We start from the raw sequence: 17,322 nt of genomic DNA, 5'->3' as shown, positions 1-17,322 counted from the left end.
GATGTAGTAAATGGATTTGATTTATTCCTCCTGCGGTATAAATCTATCCTGCTATTTCACTCAAAATCAATTTTAGCTATCTTTGCACCCTATGAGCGAAAATAAATTCAAAAGATATACAATTACCTCTGCCTTACCTTATGCCAACGGTCCATTACATATAGGACATTTGGCGGGTTGTTATATTCCATCAGATATATATGTACGGTATTTAAGGTCTCAACAAAAAGATGTGGCCTATGTGTGTGGTTCCGATGAACATGGTGTTGCCATTACCATCAAAGCTAAAAATGAAGGGATAAGTCCTCAAGAAGTAGTAGACAGGTACCATGAAATAATGAAAAAGAGTTTTGAGAAATTTGGAATTAGCTTTGACCACTATTCCAGGACCTCTTCTCCGGTACATCACGAAACAGCCAGCCAATTGTTTACCGACCTCTACCAAAAAGGCGAATTTGATGAGAAGGAAACTGAACAATATTATGATGCTGAAGCCAAACAGTTTCTAGCTGATAGGTATATTGAAGGAACTTGTCCCAATTGTGGGTACGAAGAGGCTTATGGGGATCAGTGTGAAAAATGCGGTTCATCTCTTAGCCCAACCGACCTTATCAATCCCCGCTCCAAACTCAGTGGTAATACTCCGGTATTAAAATTGACCAAACATTGGTTTTTGGACTTGGGAAAATACACACCGTTTTTAAAGAAATGGATCCTTGAAGACCATGCCAAAGACTGGAAAAACAATGTTCTTGGGCAATGCAGAAGCTGGCTAGAGACAGGTGATGGTCTCCAACCACGTTCCATGACCAGAGATATGGACTGGGGTATTCCGGTACCCATTACCGGAGCCGAAGGTAAAGTACTTTACGTTTGGTTTGATGCCCCCATTGGCTATATTTCCTCCACAAAAGAATGGGCCAAAGCGCAAGGAAAAGATTGGGAATTGTATTGGAAAGACAAAGAAACCAAGCTTGTACATTTCATTGGAAAGGACAATATTGTATTTCATTGCATTACTTTCCCTGCCATTTTAAAAACTTTAGGAGGTTTCATATTGCCGGAAAATGTTCCAGCCAATGAATTTCTAAATTTGGAAGGTCAAAAAATATCTACCTCAAAAAACTGGGCGGTATGGTTGCATGAATACCTTGAAGAGTTTCCCGGACAGGAAGATGTTTTGCGTTATGTATTGACCGCAAATGCTCCTGAAACCAAGGACAATGATTTTACTTGGAAGGATTTTCAAGCCAGGAACAACAATGAGTTGGTCGCAATCTTCGGAAACTTCGTCAACCGTGCGGTAGTCTTAACCCATAAGTATTATGGAGGCAAGGTACCAAAGCACCATGGTTTAGAACCGGTTGATGAAGAACTCATCCGTATCTTGTCGGAATATCCTATGAAAATTGCACAATCGGTAGAAAAATACAGGTTTAGAGAAGCCTTATCATTGATGATGGATTTTGCTAGAACGGGTAACAAATACCTAGCAGAAACTGAACCATGGAAAACCATCAAAACCAACGAAGAAAGAACCGCTACAATATTGAATATTGCTCTAAATATTGTTGCCAACCTATCCATTTTGTCTCAACCGTTCTTGCCTTTTACCTCTGAGAAAATAAAAGACATGCTTGGTCTTCAAACCTTACAATGGAAGAAGGCCGGCCAAATGGATTTGATAAAAGAAGGAGACACGATCAATAAAGCGGCCTTACTATTCCAGAAAATTGAAGACAGTACTGTAGAAGCGCAAATTCAAAAACTTTTGGATAGTAAAAAGAAAAATGAAGCTGCCAAATACAAAGCAGCTCCAATGAAAGACATTGTATCGTTTGATGATTTTGTAAAACTAGATTTAAGAGTAGTAACCATTGTTGAGGCCATTAAGGTCAAAAAATCAAAAAACTACTCCTCCAATTGAAAGTAGATACCGGTATAGGCATCAAAACAGTATTAAGTGGTGTGGCCGAACAATTTACTCCTGAGGATTTGGTAGGGCGTCAAGTGACAATGTTACTAAATTTAGCACCTAAAAAGATGGTGGGCATTGAATCTGAAGGAATGATTTTAATGGCGGAAGACGCTGAAGGAAAACTAAAATTACTAACTCCTCACGAAGCCACCAATCCAGGTTCTGGCATCAGTTAAACTGAAAATCGGATTCCTTTTTGGTAACCAAACACTTGACTCAGATCAGCGATTATTTTCGCAGGTCTGAGTCAATTTAAAGTGATCAGAACAATTTTCCATGATATGAGTTGTGTTTTCAAGTCAAAATGCACGAAACCATGAAAATTCTGATCACTTTACTATTTATAATGGGGAGCTCCTTTTCTCAAACCCACATAGAAATTAAAGACCTGCAATGGAAAAATAGGGTTTTACTGGTTTTTCCTGCTGATAAAAATGCTAAGGGATTGGGTTTAACGGATGCGATTCAAGTAGACCTTGTCGACCGTGATCTGATTTATTTTTATTTTGGAGATGAATTTGAGAGTAATTCCCTGTATACCTTTACAAAAAATTATCAAAAAGAATTGCAAAAGCTGTACGGGTCAGGCTCCGACAAGGGTAATTACGTATTGATAGGAAAAGATGGTGGATCCAAATTAGAGGAATTTGGCAATGAAATTAACTGGCAATTGCTTTTTTCCACCATCGATTCAATGCCCATGCGCATTCGAGAAATGAAAAATAAGCCCCAATAAATGAATTGAAATTTTAATCTCTATCCTTCATCCATCCGGTTATGCTTATTCTTTCCTTGTTTGTTGGCAATACCTCATGAGGAACTTCTCCACTTAAAAAAACGACTATCCTCCCACCCAATGGCAAGAAATCTTTATAATCTTCTATCCCATCAGGTCTTGTGTAGAACATTCTTAATTCTCCGCCATCAGATTCTTCCCAAGTATCATTCAAGTACAAAATCACACTCACAACCCTGTAACTAACAGATTGAAATTGATCTAGGTGCCGAAGGTAAAAAGAACCCTGAGGATACATGGCAAAATGAGCTTCAAAGGATTTAAGCCCTAAAAAGCAACGTTGATTAATGGCTGACCTTAAGCGCTCCATCTTATCCCAATATACTTCTTGAAGTGGTGTTAAGAGGTTTTCATCCATCCATAAGACTTTATCGCTTCTTATTTCAGGTTTTATCGCAAAAGTTTCTCCTTTCCCAATCCCCGCCAATCTAAATTGCCCATGCATAAGCAATTCTCGCTGTTCATTGAGTAACTCCTTTCTAAATTCTTCTGATATATAGTGATCCAAAACACACCAGCCTTTTTCGTAAAGGCTTTCAACTATAATTTCATTCTTTTTTTCCCATTCATCCATAGGGTCAAATGTCGTTTATTATTAGAAATTTCCTTCATTTGTGGTCCTAAATTATTTTAGAAGGATGTAAAATAATTAGTGAAGTGAAATTCTCAATTTTATCTCTTATTTTTATTATTAAGCCTTAATTTTGTTTTTCCAAAAGAATAAAAAAAATATGCACCTAAAATCAGACGACATTGTACGATTGGAAATTGATTTTATCACCGGAGAAGTTCCTCCACCATTTAGTCATATTTTTAAGTTAAAACTCTCTTTCAGTAAAAACTTTGTAAATACCCAATTTAATATTCAATATACAGATAGAGAAACTTTGACTCCTAAAGAAATCGTTGATGAAGGTTTTACCATGGCGGATGACTATAGTTATAAAGGAGAGATTCCTAAGCTTTGGGAAGACATCTTCAAAAAGCTTTATTCTTCATCCAAATGGTCTAACCTAAAAACACTAGGGGAAAAGGGCGGAATTAAATTATTGGCAAAGGACATTCATGGAAAGTTGATTCGCGACATTCCTCTAAACCAAGAGGATTGGTATTTTACCTGTCAAGATTTCATCCAAGCCATATATGAGGTCAGCAAGAAAGAGGCCCCTATGCAAATTAGGTATTTGGAAGTTAAGAAAGAGCAAAAAACGATGGTTGAAATCGTTTATAAATTTTCTGTTAGGAAGGTACTTCTAAATATCAATGGGAAACAAAAAGAAATAGCTTGGGAAAGAGGTCGGGAAATTGCCTCGCTTATATTCATACCGGATTACGATTACGGTTTAGCCATAGAAGATCAACCCGTAAAAAATGGCAGGTATTTGGATTGTGGAGATGGAGTTTGGCACAATTTTGAAAAAGGCATTATTAACCTTGACCCTTCATTTGATGCCAAGAAAAAATCCAACAAGCCCTGAGTGAGCTCATATGATTTTTCGAACTTTTAGTGGTCGGATATTTTTCTAATATCCGATTTTATTTCTAAAATCATTTTCCCTATTTCCTCCAGTGAAACAGGGGCTGATGGAGTTGGATCAGGAAAATGTGAGCTAATAAAAGCTTTGGCTTCCCATATTTCCATTACATCCTGAATCGAAATATCATAGGGTTTGTAGGTTTGATTATCCGACACAGCAAATAATTTACCCCTCTCTTCTATATAATTAAAAACCCTTTTGTAAACAATCCCATCATTTTTGGTAACCAAAACATATGTTTTACCATTTTTAATCTCCATTGGGCTTTCGATATAAGCACCCACTACAACTGTGCCCGGCATCAACGGCAACATGCTGTCTCCGCTTATTTCAAATGCTCGGTAGGTCTTATTGCCATCCAAATTAGGCAGTCTAAAATTGGGTAAATTCTCCATATACTCCGGATCTGCATATCCATTAAGATATCCGGCAGAAGCTTTTTTACCCACCATGCTAATTCTTTCCTGCTCATCTTGATCCAATGTGACCGTGAGTATCTTTAATCGCTCTCGTTGAAGAAATTGACGCCCTTTACTTGCAATATCCCATCCTGTCAGCTCATCCATTGAGACATCAAAAATCTTGCTCAAGGTAAGCAATGTGGTAAGCCTGGGTTCGGATCTCCCATCCTCATAGGCAGAAATCATGGTTCGTTGGACACCAAGCTCTTCTGCCAGCTGTGTCTGGGTTAACCCTGACTTCCTACGTAATACCTTAATATTGCTCCCTAAAAACTCATGCGGAATACAAATAAAATTGATGATCATCTTTCCATTGATTTTTGAAAGTGAATTTCAATAAATCCATTTTTGATTGCTCTCGCAAATTTAACCTCAATTTTATTTCCTCCATTATCTCCTCATCTGACAAGGCTTGATTCACCAACAAATATCCATAATAGGGCTTCACAGCATTTTGAATATGAAACTTAACTTGTAGGTTGCCGGACATCAATTTTTTGGTTGTAAAACTAATATTGTGTAGGTTTCTCATATTTCAATATGTTTATTTAATGAACACTACGAAAATATAAATGTTATTTTAATTAACCTATTCTAATTGAGAAAATTTGATGCCAGCATATAAAAAAAGCCTGTGAAAGTAAATTCACAGGCTTCATTCCTAATAATAGGCTATCAATAAATTTGAATGGTTTATTTCCCAAACTTCTTTTTTAGCAAGGCAAGTTTGTCTTCCATGCTTTCTTGGGCTACTTTTTGGTTGCCTTGTTGATTTTTCTTGGTCTTTCCCTTCTACCTCCCGAGGAAGTGTTACTGGCAAAAGGATCAGACTTAAGACTTAAGCCAATTCTTTTTCTCGGCAAGTCCACTTCCATTACAGTGGCCATGACCTTTTGGTTGACAGCCACCACTTCTTTAGGATCTTTGATAAACCTGTCTGCCATTTGGCTTAAGTGAACCAGACCATCTTGGTGTACACCGATATCTACAAAAGCACCAAACTGGGTGATATTTGTAACGATACCCGGCAATTTCATCCCTACCTTTAAGTCTTTCATTTCATTGATTCCATCTTCAAATTGAAAAACCTCAAATTTTTCTCGTGGGTCCCTACCCGGTTTTCCCAACTCTTCAAGAATATCCTTAAGGGTAGGCAAACCTACCTGTTCATTGACATAATCTTTAAGTGGAATCTTCTGAAGCAATTCCTCTTTTTTCAACAACCCTCAACAGAGACTCCCATATCCTTTGCCATTTTATTGATCAAGGCATATCGCTCGGGGTGGACTGCACTACTATCAAGAGGGTTTTTGCCATTTCGAATTCTCAGGAATCCTGCAGCTTGTTCAAATGCTTTTTCACCTAAACGTGGCACCTTTTTAATATCTGCTCTACTTTTAAAAGGGCCATTTTCATTTCGATAGGCCACGATGTTCTGTGCCAAAGAAGGCCCTAGACCGGAAACATAGGTCAATAATTGCTTAGAAGCTGTATTTACTTCTACCCCTACACCATTTACACAGCTCATTACCGTATCATCTAGGGAATTTTTAGTGCAGTCTGATCTACATCATGCTGGTATTGCCCAACGCCAATGGATTTGGCATCAATTTTAACCAATTCTGCCAATGGGTCCATTAACCTGCGGCCAATTGAAATCGCCCCTCTTACAGTTAGGTCAAAATCCGGAAATTCTTCCCTAGCCACATCAGATGCAGAATAAATAGAAGCTCCGCTTTCATTGACCATGACCACCAAAACATCTTTTGGTAGGCCAATGTTTTTTACAAAATTTTCCGTCTCTCTGCTTGCCGTTCCATTGCCAATTGCGATTGCCTCAATTTTATGTGTTGCTACCATATGTTTGATCAAGGCTCCCGATTCCATGGTTTTCTTCTGTGGTTCATTAGGGAAGATGGTTTCGTTCTGAAGGAATTGACCTTGGGGTCCAAGACAAACAACCTTACAACCGGTCCTAAATCCGGGATCTATGGCCAATACTGATTTTTCACCCAAAGGTGAACTTAGCAACAATTGCCTAAGGTTTTCTGTAAATACCTTAATCGCATCTTCATCGGCTTTTTTCTTGGCATATAGCCTCACTTCCGTTTCCATAGAAGGTTTAAGCAACCTCTTATAGCCATCTTTCACTGCCAGCCTTACTTGGTCAGCACAAGTGTTGTTTTCTTTGACGACTGCCTTTTCAATAATCTTGGTAGCCGTTAAGTCATCAGGGCCTGTGTCCAACATCAGGAAAAGTTCTTTTTCTCCTCTTCTCATGGCCAAAACCCTGTGAGAAGGTGCTGTTTTAACAGGTTCTCTCCAGTCAAAGTAATCTTTGTATTTGATCGCTTCCTCTTCTTTTCCCGGAATGACTTTCGATACAAATTCCCCTCTTCAATAAAGAGCTGCCTTAATTTTTTCCTAATTTCAGCATCCTCATTGATCCATTCAGCAATGATATCTCTGGCTCCATTCAAGGCTTCATCTATAGAAGCCACCCCTTTTTCTTCGCTGAGGTATTCTTCAGCAGACTTGTTTAAATCAATTGAATTTTGTTCAAAAATCAATTGTGCCAATGGTTCAAGACCCTTCTCTTTGGCGATGGTACCTTTGGTTCTTCTTTTGGGTTTGTAGGGTAGGTAAATATCTTCCAAAATAGACATTGTTTCAGCAGCATTGATTTTATCAGCCAATGCATCTGTTAATTTACCCTGTTCATCTATGGATTTTATTATGGCTTCCTTGCGCTTATCCAGGTCCCTTAGCTGTTGCAACCTGTCTCTTACAGCTGCAACTTGCACCTCATCCAAACTTCCGGTGACTTCTTTTCTATACCTGGAAATAAAAGGTACTGTACCACCCTCATCTAGTAAATTGACCGTACTGATTACTTGCTTTTCTCGAACACCTAACTCAGTGGCAATCTTGGAATAATGATTCAAATCTGACATGAATAAAAATAATTAAATCCTGATTTTGTTTATTAGGGCGCAATTTAAAGCTATTTTTTGGGATATTGTAAAAAAACTAAGAATAAGATTATTCGGTTATTTCACAGCAAATTGTATATTTACAATCACATTTACACATAGGAATCAATGGATCAAGGGCAAAAAAACTATATAATTTAGTTAATTTAGAAGAAATTAGTGGGGGTAGTCAAGAGTTCATCAATGAAATGATAAAACTTTTTATCAGCCAAGCTGAAATTACTATTGACGGTTTTAATCAAGCGATTAACAAAAAAGATTACGCTACGATTCGTGACCTTGCACACCAGATAAAGCCCAGCATAGACAATATTAAAATCACCACTTTAATGCCGATTATAAGAGAAGTAGAAAGATTGGCTGAAACCGAAAGCACATCAGAAATTTTAGCATTAAATATTGTCACCGTCAATAGTGAATTGGAAATTGTTATCCAACAATTGCAAATGGAGCTTAACTAAAAACGCTCTTGTCTTTTTCCAACAATACTAATGAAGTGAACCGGTAGCCAATCGTTTTAAGGATAAAAATACTGAATCCGCATTTCTTCCATTTTCACGGCATCTATTTGGTTTTGTTGTTTGAGGATTTCCACCCTTAACTCATGGCAAGCCTTGGCAACATAGGAATCCGGAAAGGACCTGACTGAAAGCGTTAGTAATTCAAAGGCTTCAACCAGCCGTTCTTTACCACCTTTCTTATACAACTTCTTTCCTTTCAAAAATTTGCTTTCCATGCTTTGGCTTCCGGACGCATTCTTTCAGCTTCTTGAAACACTTTGAAGGGAACGATCTCTGAGGGATCATTTTTTTCAGCAATGGGAGGAATCTCCGAAGTTGCAAAATAAGCCGCAATTGCCTCGAAATAAGCTTGGGCTTCTTTTTGATTGTATTCCGATTGTTTCAGCTTTTTTCTTCTTTCGGGGAAGTAAAAAATGAAGCTTCTCCAATAATACCCGGGATGCCATAGGTTCCTCTCAGAACACTTGATCCTGATTGAGAAAATATGGTGAAATCTGAAACCAAACTATAAGATCCTTTCCCTTTAAATAACTGCCCAACCAACTTTTCAGCAACTTTCTTTCCCAATGCTACACTTGCCTGATTCTCTTCTGCACTGCCATGAAAATAAATTATAGGAAAATTCACTTTGGGGTCGGCTGTGGCATTGTGGTGTATAGAAATAAAAAGGTCTGCCTTATTTTCTAAAGCTATTTTGCTTCTTTCAGTCAAAGGGATAAATGTGTCGGTGGTTCTTGTAAGCACAACCTCGGCCCCTGCCTCATCCAACAACTCCCCAAGCAGCAAAGCAACCCTAAGGTTAATCCACTCCTCTCTCTCCCCTGTAGGCCCTACCCTGTAAGAATCAGTGGCAGCTGTACCTCCATGTCCGGGGTCTATGCATATCACTTTTCCTTTCACAGGATTGAAATAATTTGACCCATCCGACCAAGCGCATAATTGGGAGGTATAAAAAGATATAAATAAAAGAACGAGAATGCCTTTTCCAAAAATACTTTTCATCATTATTATTTATTAAAATCTTTATTGAATCTAATGATAATTTTTTGGGCTTATCCTAATCTATTCATGCTATAATTCATTTTTTCAAGGACTTCCAAATACTCCGAAAAGATCAATAAATTAACCTCAATCAAGAGTAGAAAAACAGAAAAGAATGCCATAACATCCTTGAAATAATAGAATTGCATTGGTAATCTACACAGGTTTACTGCCAAGGACATTTAGGTAATAAAACCATCAAATGATAGCTTCCTTGTTTACCAAAGATACTTGATTTATCCAAAATTACTAGATCGAACTTTATCCAAGTAGAACAATTACTATAAAAAAAGCCCCTGAATTTAAAATCAGAGGCTTTTTTAGAGATTTGTGCCAAATCAATCTATTTCCAATACCTCTATGGTAGAAGGTTCTTCCACAATTATTTGAGCTACCTTATCGATTGTTGCTTCGCTATTATCTGACAAGCCTAATGGACTGTCTAAAGGAATAAAAGGAGCAATTACTATGGAAACGATTGAGGTCAATTTGATAAGTATATTCATGGATGGGCCTGAGGTGTCTTTAAATGGATCACCTACAGTATCTCCGGTAACAGAAGCTTTGTGAGGTTCTGACCCTTTGTAATACATTTGACCATCAATCTCAACGCCTTTTTCGAATGACTTCTTGGCATTGTCCCAGGCGCCACCAGCATTGTTTTGAAATATTCCCATCAAGACTCCGGAAACCGTAACACCTGCTAACATGCCCCCCAATACCTCGTGGCCAAATAGGAACCCGACCACTATAGGTGAAATAAGCGCTATAGCTCCCGGGGCTACCATTTCTCTGATGGAAGCTTTGGTAGATATTTCCACACATTTTTCATAATCAGGCTTGGTTTCAAATTGCATGATTCCCGGAATTTCCTTGAATTGCCTCCTTACTTCATTCACCATGTCCATGGCTGCTCTACCCACTGCTGCTATTGCAAGAGCTGAAAAGATAAAGGGAATCATTGCTCCTACAAATAAGCCGGAAAGCACATCTGCTTTATAAATATCGATGGTGGTAATTCCTGAAATTCCTACATAAGCTGCAAACAATGCCAAGGCGGTTAATGCTGCAGATGCAATGGCAAACCCTTTTCCGCTGGCAGCTGTAGTGTTACCTACAGCATCAAGAATATCTGTTCTTTCTCTTACCTCTTTGGGTAGGCCTGCCATTTCAGCAATCCCACCGGCATTATCAGCAATCGGTCCAAATGCATCAATCGCCAATTGCATGGCTGTGGTAGCCATCATACCCGCAGCAGCTATGGCCACACCATATAAGCCTGCGGACATATAAGAAGTAAAAATCCCTGCTGCCAATACCAAGATTGGAAGTACTGTAGATTGCATCCCTACAGCCAAGCCTCCAATAATATTGGTAGCATGCCCCGTAGAGGATTGTTTAATGATGGAATTGACCGGGCCTTTGCCCATCGCTGTGTAGTATTCTGTAATAATACTCATTAAGGCCCCTACAATCAAACCTATAAAAACTGCACCAAACACCCCCATTTTAGTAAAAGAGGCTGAATTAAGTCTTGACATTACCAATTCACCTTCCGGTAACATAAAGTCAATGACAAAAAATGAAGCCGCAACAGTTAATAATATTGAAAGCCAGTTGCCTTTATTCAAAGCCGCTTGAACATTTCCATTTTCCGATTTTATTTTAACAAATAATGTACCTACTATAGAAAATACCAAGCCCAATCCCGCAATCACCAAAGGCAATAGTACCGGAGCAATGCCTCCAAAATTATCATCACTTACTATTTCTCTTCCTAAAACCATGGAAGCCAATATCGTGGCAACATAAGAGCCAAAAAGATCTGCTCCCATTCCTGCAACATCTCCTACATTATCACCGACATTATCCGCTATAGTAGCAGGATTACGTACATCATCTTCAGGAATACCTGCTTCTACTTTACCTACAAGGTCAGCGCCTACATCAGCCGCTTTGGTATAAATTCCTCCCCCAACACGCGCGAAAAGAGCAATGGACTCCGCGCCTAATGAAAACCCTGCCAATACTTCCAGTGCTGTTTCCATCTCATGGCCATTCACATCACCCCTGTAGAGACTACAAACATATTGTAAAAAATTATAAACAGGCCGCCCATTCCTAAGACTGCTAAGCCTGCCACCCCAAGCCCCATCACAGTACCACCTGTAAAGGAGACATTTAAAGCTTTGGCCAGACTGGTTTTCGCGGCTTCAGTTGTTCTAACATTGGATTTTGTGGCGATTTTCATTCCCAGGTAACCTGCAAAAGCAGAAAGTACAGCACCTATGATAAAGGCTATGGCAATCACAGGGCTGGAGTTGTCTAATAATGTACCGGACCAACCCAAAATAATGGCGGCAATAACTACAAAATAGCCCATTACCTTCCATTCTGCTTTAAGAAATGACATGGCCCCTTTGGCAATAAACCCTGCCAACTCTACCATTTTTTCATCACCTGTCGGTTGTTTCGTTACCCAGGCTGATTTTATGGCCATAATCAAAAGGCCTAGAATACCCAAAAATGGGACCAAATAGAGAAATAATTGTTCCATACTGACTGTTAAAAGAATTTGGATTTATTTTTAATTTGGACAAATATATTATTATTCCACTTGCCACCAAGGAAGAATAGGTAAAAGATACTTCTTACTGCAAATTCCCCTAATTTTCTATCTTAATTCATGGAAATTGCATTATCTATAACTAAAACCCAGCTTAAATCCCCAATTTCTAATTTTTAACCCAATTTTATTCTCAAATTATTAATCTATAGCAAGCTTCTTTAAAAATAAAAAACCAGCCGTCAAGAAAGAATATTACCGCTAGATTAATCCTTGATAGGATTTGTATGCATTTTTATTTGTATTTGTTGTTCTAAAAAGTTAGCACTTTCTAATTTTCTTAATATCCGAAAATTGAAATATTAGGAAAGGTCCATTAATGGATCCTTAAGGAAAGAATGCTACTCCTAGGACGGTACTGAACATGCCTACTAATAGAAGGATTTAGACCTTTCAAGAAATTATAAATTTAACCACTATGAAGTTCATCAAATTAAACGTATCCCTAATTTTAGTTATACTTTTCCTGCTTCCCTTTAAAGGGTTAGCGCAAGAAAAAGGGCTTACCTTGGCACTATTTGATGTAGACGCTACCCCTCCTATTGGAAGCTTGTTGGCCTATGATCCTTTAGAGAAAAAAGACGATTTGGGCTTGCGTGCAAAAGGAGTAATCATTTCAGGTAGCGGTTTACCTATAGTTATTTGTGCTATTGACTGGATAGGTATTGCCAATGAAAGTCAAGATGCTTTTAAATCACGACTTGCCAAGGCGGCATCCACTTTACCATCTAGGGTAGCTGTTCACACCCTTCATCAGCATGATGCACCTATCAGTGACTGGGGCGCAGAGAAGATTTTAAAAGATGCAGGCCTAGACCCGAAAGCCTATGAAAGTTCCTTTGATAAGGTACTACTGGACAACTTGGAGGAGGCTATAAAAAATGCTTTGAAGGACCCTAAACCCATTACCCATATAGGAAAAGGTAAAGGAATTGTTGAAAAAGTGGCTTCAAATAGGAGAATTATAGGAGCCGATGGCCATGTAGCCTATACCAGAACCTCGGCTACTAAGGATAAGAAAATCAGAGATTTTCCGGAAGGATTAATTGACCCTGAAGTTTCATTGGTGAGTTTCTGGAATGGAGAAGAGCCTCTGGCCGTTTTTAGTTATTATGCCGTTCACCCCCAAAGTTATTATCTCACCAAGATTGCAAACCCGGATTTCCCCGGAATAGCAAGGTATATGCGGCAATTGGATGTTCCCGAAGCCATGCATGTACATTTTAATGGTGCAGGTGCCAATGTTACAGCTGGAAAATACAACGATGGAGCTAAGATCAACCGGAAAATTCTGGCAGAAAGGCTGGCTAAGGGCATGAAGGATGCTTGGGAAAATACCGTTAAAACAAAAATTACTGATCAAGATGTCTATTGGCAGCAAGAGCCCATATTGCTACCCCCAAAAGAAAATTTACCGGAAATTGCTCAAGAGATGCGCACGCAAAACGCCAGATGGCTAACCAATAATGTGCAAAAATTGGCTTGGTATAATAGACATGCTCTTGGAAAAAAAATGAGATTAGCTGTTTGACTATTGCTGATGTAAAAATACTCCACCTTCCCGGAGAACTTTTTGTGGAATACCAGTTGGCGGCAAAGGCTGAAAGAAAGGATTTGTTTGTAACCATGGCGGCCTATGGAGATTATGGCCCTTTCTATATAGGTCCATCTTCGGCTTATTCAGAGGGCGGTTATGAAGTAGGAACAAGCCCGGTTACCGAAGCAGCCGAACCCATCATAATGGGAGCCATAAAAAAATGCTTCATCGGAAAATAACGGACATTGAAACAGAAAGCCCAATGGTATTGGAAGCAGAGAGTCAAACCCCTTGCGTACCTTGGATCAATGGAAGGCTAAAAAACTTCTTGGAAAAACAATATGGCTTCAATCATGGGTACGCTTCCATCTAGAAGCCACTTAGCAAATCCTGAATTAATATATGGAGATTCGGTAATTACTGAAAACTACACCAAACATCACATTTCCTTCGCAAGTGATGAACGAAATGAAGTAACAGCCTTCCTGTACATACCGCATATTATCAAGTCAAAAGCACCCGCCATGCTTGTTCTTCATAGTACAGGAGATTTAGGTAAAAAAATAGTTGACGATCAAGGTCCACGAAAAAATAGAGGTCTGGCCAAGGAGTTGGCTGAGAGGGGTTATGTAGTCATAGCTCCGGATTACCCTAGTTTCGGCGAACAAAAAGAGCATGATTTTTCTAAAGATGGTTTTGAATCAGGTACACTATTGGCCGTATGGAATCACATGAGGTCTGTGGATGTGCTTAGCAATATGGAGCAGGTAGACCCGGATCGTATTGGTGTGATCGGTCATTCGTTAGGTGGTCATAACGCATTATTTGTAGCAGCGCATGACCCAAGGCTTAAAGCTGTGGTAACAAGCTGTGGTTGGACACCCTTTGATTATTACGATATTGGAGAAGCAGGTATCAAAAATTATGGAGGTAGATTAGGACCCTGGGCTCAGGACAGGTACATGCCTTCGATAAAAAAATTATTACCGGAAGCCCAACTGCCCTTTGACTTTACTCAGGTTATAGCATCTATAGCCCCGAGACCGGTTTTTACCAATGCTCCTCTGAACGACAGTAATTTTTCAGTGGAAGGTGTTAAAGCCGGAATAGCTGAAATTCAGCCAGTTTACAATTGGTTAGGTTTTCCCGATAATTTGCAGGTCAAATACCCTAATGCAGCTCATGATTTTCCCGAAAACACCAGACAAGAAGCTTATTCTTTTTAGACAATGTTTTTGGTTTTACCCCAATAAAAAAACTGGAATTTGAAAAATGATCACCTTCAATCCCCTTTTAAATAAAAAATTAAGGCACTCAGTCAATTGAAAAGTGAAAAATTTCATTTCTTTCAAGAAATATTAGATATTAGTCCATTAATCAGTCAATCATTAGTTAAAATTATGAAAGGTAACGTTACCCATATTTTATTTTCAATCTTACTTCTGGGGTTTTCCTCCTGTAAAGATGACAAATATGCTGAAGCACTCAGTCCTGAAGAAAGCATTGCAACTTTTAATATTCACGAAAATTTTGAAGTGAAACTATTCGCCTCAGAACCCCACATCCAGGACCCTGTCAATGTGGTTTTTGATGAAAAAGGAATCGCTTACGCTGTGGAAATGCCAGACTACCCCTATAAACCTGAAGAAGGAAAAGGTAAAGGGGTAATCAAAAGACTGGAAGATACTGATGGTGATGGCTTGGTAGATGCTTCAACTGTGTTTGCTGAAGGCTTGGCTGATGCTACCAATTTGATGCCTTGGAAAGGAGGTCTTTTAGTAACTGCGGCACCTCATATCTATTACCTGAAAGACACAGACAATGATGGTGTTGCTGATTCAAAGACATCTGTATTTAGTGGTTTTTTCGAGAATAATTCTGAAGCGCAAATTACCAATCTTCGATTAGGTATAGACAACTGGATCTATGCAGCAAACAATGGACAAAGAAGTGATGTCACTTATAAAGATGCTCCAGAAGAAGGTCCTTTACAACTCAGAGGTGCTGATTTTAGATTTAGATTAGACAAGCAGTTGTTTGAAAAAGAGACTGGTACAGCTCAATTTGGTCAGACCTTCGATGATTGGGGAAATAAATTTTTCACTCAAAACACCCTCCACCTGCAACAAACAGTAATCCCCAATAGGTATTTAGAAAGACATGGGAAATTATCCAATAGCTCCGTCAACCATAACCTCTCAGACCATGAGCTTGAAATGTTTCAATTGACCCCTCCCCCTATTGGAGAGCAGAACGTACGAGAAGAAGAAATATCCAATACAAAGAACAAGAGCTTAATCGCGTAGAGTATGCTGAAGATCATTTTACTGGTGCTTCAGGTGGTACAGTATACGATGGTGGCTATTTTCCCGAAGGCTTTAATGGCAATATTTTCACAGGAGAGGTAGCCGGCAATTTGGTACATCGTGATGTGATAATAGAAGATAAGTACAGCCCAACCCTTGTGGCCAAAAGAGCTTCTGAAGAGCTTGACAAAGAATTTCTTGCCTCAACTGACCCATGGTTTAGACCAGTAGGATTTACTGTAGGGCCTGATGGGGCATTATTTATGGTAGACTTTTACAGACAGCATATTGAAACTCCGGTTTCTATTCCTGATGATTTGAAAGAAGACATGGATTTCATGAAAGGCATGGACCGAGGCAGAATCTATAGAATTGTACCTAAATCCGGTGTTTCTTCTACTGCGGTTGAAGATTTTACCAAAATGGATGCAGAGACCCTTGTTTCTCATTTGGCGAATAAAAATGGCTGGTGGAGAACAACAGCTCAAAGAATAATTTTGGAGAACCCTAAAGATGAATACATCCCATTATTAAAATCCCTTGCATCAAATGAAGATCCAAACGCTCAACTTCATGCTTTGTATTTGTTACAGTCCATGGATGCCTTGGAACTAGACTTAGTAAAAGAAGCATTAAAAAGTGATTATTATGGAATTAGAAAGAATGCATTGATGATCGCAGAAGCTTTTCCTGAGCTAAAGGGAGACATTGCAGCAATGATTAATGACGAATCCCCTATCGTTTCCCTACAAGCAATTCTTAGCCTTGGCAATTATGAAGATGATTTCACCATCAACCAATTGGCCAAAGCCTTGGTTGAAAAAGGAGAAAATAAATGGTTTCGTCTAGGCATATTAAGTTCCAATGCAGGCTCAAGTGAAGCAATATTAAAAGTACTGGAATCTGAGTATAAATTTTCTGAGAAAATTGAAGACTGGAAAGAAGCCTATCTTAAAGAAGTGGATCATATCCTTGTCGAAAAAGGTATACGAACCAAATCTGAATAACTTTAATCATTGAATTGGGTTTGTAGTCCTTACCTACTTATTTCCTAATTAAAAAATATAATAAAGCACCTCCAGTAGTATGAACAGAAGAAAATCTATAAAAACACTTATCGCATCGACAGGAGCTGTATTTTTCCTAAGTAAATGTAGCCAACCAAAGGAAGAATATAAGTTAGAAAACATCAAGGATTGTGGGGACTTAACAGGGCTAAGTGAAGAAGAGGTAGCCAAAAGGAAAAGTTTGGGGTATGAAGAAAAGTCTCCATTAGAAGGAGATAAATGCGACAACTGCCAACTATATTTGCCGCCGACAGAGAAGCGAAAATGTGGTGGATGTCAATTATTTAAAGGCCCTGTAAATGCCGATGCCTATTGTACTTATTGGGCTCCTAGAGTAGAAAATGCCTAGAAACTAAAATGGTTTAGATTATCAAATAGAATTAAGCATCATAAAACGCTTTTGATAAAGATCACCTGCCTTAAATTAAGCAGGTGATCTTTTATTTTAAGGCTTGTAG

Annotated in this window: 15 protein-coding genes and 3 pseudogenes; 11 read left to right on the top strand and 7 right to left on the bottom strand. The window is 38.7% G+C overall.

Annotated elements, in window-relative coordinates; genetic code table 11:
* Positions 1-91 precede the first annotated feature (91 nt).
* Both metG and WG932_RS30415 read left to right on the top strand, forming a co-directional pair.
* Positions 92-2,154, top strand: a pseudogene (metG, locus tag WG932_RS30420) (methionine--tRNA ligase).
* A 140-nt stretch (positions 2,155-2,294) separates the two neighbouring features.
* The gene (locus WG932_RS30415) at positions 2,295-2,714 is read left to right on the top strand and encodes a DUF4174 domain-containing protein (RefSeq protein ID WP_483086392.1); all 420 of its coding nucleotides are present in this window, start codon (positions 2,295-2,297) and stop codon (positions 2,712-2,714) included.
* A gap of 13 nt (positions 2,715-2,727) precedes the next feature.
* Here WG932_RS30415 and WG932_RS30410 read toward each other — a convergent pair whose 3' ends face one another.
* A complete protein-coding gene (locus WG932_RS30410) occupies positions 2,728-3,348 on the bottom strand; it encodes a 2OG-Fe(II) oxygenase (RefSeq protein WP_483086391.1) in 621 nt (206 codons plus the stop codon).
* A 157-nt stretch (positions 3,349-3,505) separates the two neighbouring features.
* Here WG932_RS30410 and WG932_RS30405 point away from each other — a divergent pair, with 157 nt between their 5' ends.
* Positions 3,506-4,252, top strand: coding sequence for a hypothetical protein (locus tag WG932_RS30405; protein ID WP_483086390.1), 747 nt, complete (start codon positions 3,506-3,508; stop codon positions 4,250-4,252).
* Between the two features lie 26 nt (positions 4,253-4,278).
* Here the strand turns inward: WG932_RS30405 and WG932_RS30400 are convergent, their stop codons facing one another.
* From WG932_RS30400 to WG932_RS30390, 3 genes and pseudogenes are all read right to left on the bottom strand, one after another.
* Positions 4,279-5,079, bottom strand: coding sequence for an XRE family transcriptional regulator (locus WG932_RS30400; RefSeq protein WP_483086389.1), 801 nt, complete (start codon positions 5,077-5,079; stop codon positions 4,279-4,281).
* Complete coding sequence (locus tag WG932_RS30395; RefSeq protein WP_014021410.1) at positions 5,048-5,305, bottom strand: hypothetical protein; 258 nt, start codon at positions 5,303-5,305, stop codon at positions 5,048-5,050. The genes WG932_RS30400 and WG932_RS30395 overlap by 32 nt, the downstream gene beginning before the upstream one ends.
* A 161-nt stretch (positions 5,306-5,466) precedes the next feature.
* A pseudogene (locus WG932_RS30390) lies at positions 5,467-7,727 on the bottom strand (Tex family protein).
* 227 nt (positions 7,728-7,954) lie between these two features.
* On the opposite strand from WG932_RS30390, the gene WG932_RS30385 reads away from it, so the two are divergent.
* Positions 7,955-8,227: an Hpt domain-containing protein gene (locus tag WG932_RS30385; protein ID WP_483086388.1), complete on the top strand. Its 273-nt coding sequence runs from the start codon at positions 7,955-7,957 to the stop codon at positions 8,225-8,227.
* Between the two features lie 56 nt (positions 8,228-8,283).
* On the opposite strand, the gene WG932_RS30380 is transcribed toward WG932_RS30385, so the two are convergent.
* The 3 genes and pseudogenes from WG932_RS30380 to WG932_RS30370 form a co-directional block, all read right to left on the bottom strand.
* Positions 8,284-8,502, bottom strand: a complete 219-nt coding sequence (locus WG932_RS30380) for a hypothetical protein (RefSeq protein WP_483086387.1) — start codon at positions 8,500-8,502, stop codon at positions 8,284-8,286.
* A gap of 166 nt (positions 8,503-8,668) precedes the next feature.
* Entirely contained in the window at positions 8,669-9,292 is a 624-nt protein-coding gene (locus WG932_RS30375) for an N-acetylmuramoyl-L-alanine amidase family protein (protein ID WP_483086386.1), read from the bottom strand.
* 374 nt (positions 9,293-9,666) lie between these two features.
* Positions 9,667-11,885 (bottom strand): annotated as a pseudogene (locus tag WG932_RS30370) (sodium-translocating pyrophosphatase).
* Positions 11,886-12,372: 487 nt separating this feature from the next.
* Between WG932_RS30370 and WG932_RS30365 the strand changes: the two are divergent.
* The 7 genes from WG932_RS30365 to WG932_RS30335 all read left to right on the top strand — a co-directional run bounded on the left by WG932_RS30365 (position 12,373) and on the right by WG932_RS30335 (position 17,213).
* Positions 12,373-13,485, top strand: coding sequence for a hypothetical protein (locus tag WG932_RS30365; protein WP_483086385.1), 1,113 nt, complete (start codon positions 12,373-12,375; stop codon positions 13,483-13,485).
* Entirely contained in the window at positions 13,482-13,730 is a 249-nt protein-coding gene (locus WG932_RS30360; protein ID WP_483086384.1) for a hypothetical protein, read from the top strand. Before WG932_RS30365 ends, WG932_RS30360 begins: the two co-directional genes overlap by 4 nt.
* Complete coding sequence (locus WG932_RS30355; RefSeq protein WP_483086383.1) at positions 13,712-13,864, top strand: hypothetical protein; 153 nt, start codon at positions 13,712-13,714, stop codon at positions 13,862-13,864. The genes WG932_RS30360 and WG932_RS30355 overlap by 19 nt, the downstream gene beginning before the upstream one ends.
* Positions 13,833-14,717 carry an alpha/beta hydrolase gene (locus WG932_RS30350; protein WP_483086382.1) on the top strand — a complete coding sequence of 295 codons (885 nt, stop codon included), beginning with the start codon at positions 13,833-13,835 and terminating at the stop codon, positions 14,715-14,717. The genes WG932_RS30355 and WG932_RS30350 overlap by 32 nt, the downstream gene beginning before the upstream one ends.
* A gap of 174 nt (positions 14,718-14,891) precedes the next feature.
* Entirely contained in the window at positions 14,892-15,797 is a 906-nt protein-coding gene (locus WG932_RS30345) for a PVC-type heme-binding CxxCH protein (protein ID WP_483086381.1), read from the top strand.
* Positions 15,716-16,804 carry a HEAT repeat domain-containing protein gene (locus WG932_RS30340; protein ID WP_483088752.1) on the top strand — a complete coding sequence of 363 codons (1,089 nt, stop codon included), beginning with the start codon at positions 15,716-15,718 and terminating at the stop codon, positions 16,802-16,804. The genes WG932_RS30345 and WG932_RS30340 overlap by 82 nt, the downstream gene beginning before the upstream one ends.
* Positions 16,805-16,883: 79 nt before the next feature.
* Entirely contained in the window at positions 16,884-17,213 is a 330-nt protein-coding gene (locus WG932_RS30335) for a high-potential iron-sulfur protein (protein WP_014021403.1), read from the top strand.
* The last annotated feature ends 109 nt before the right edge of the window (positions 17,214-17,322 follow it).

Source organism: Cyclobacterium sp. SOCE241, assembly GCF_056867545.1.
This window is presented reverse-complemented; position numbering and strand designations above follow the sequence as displayed.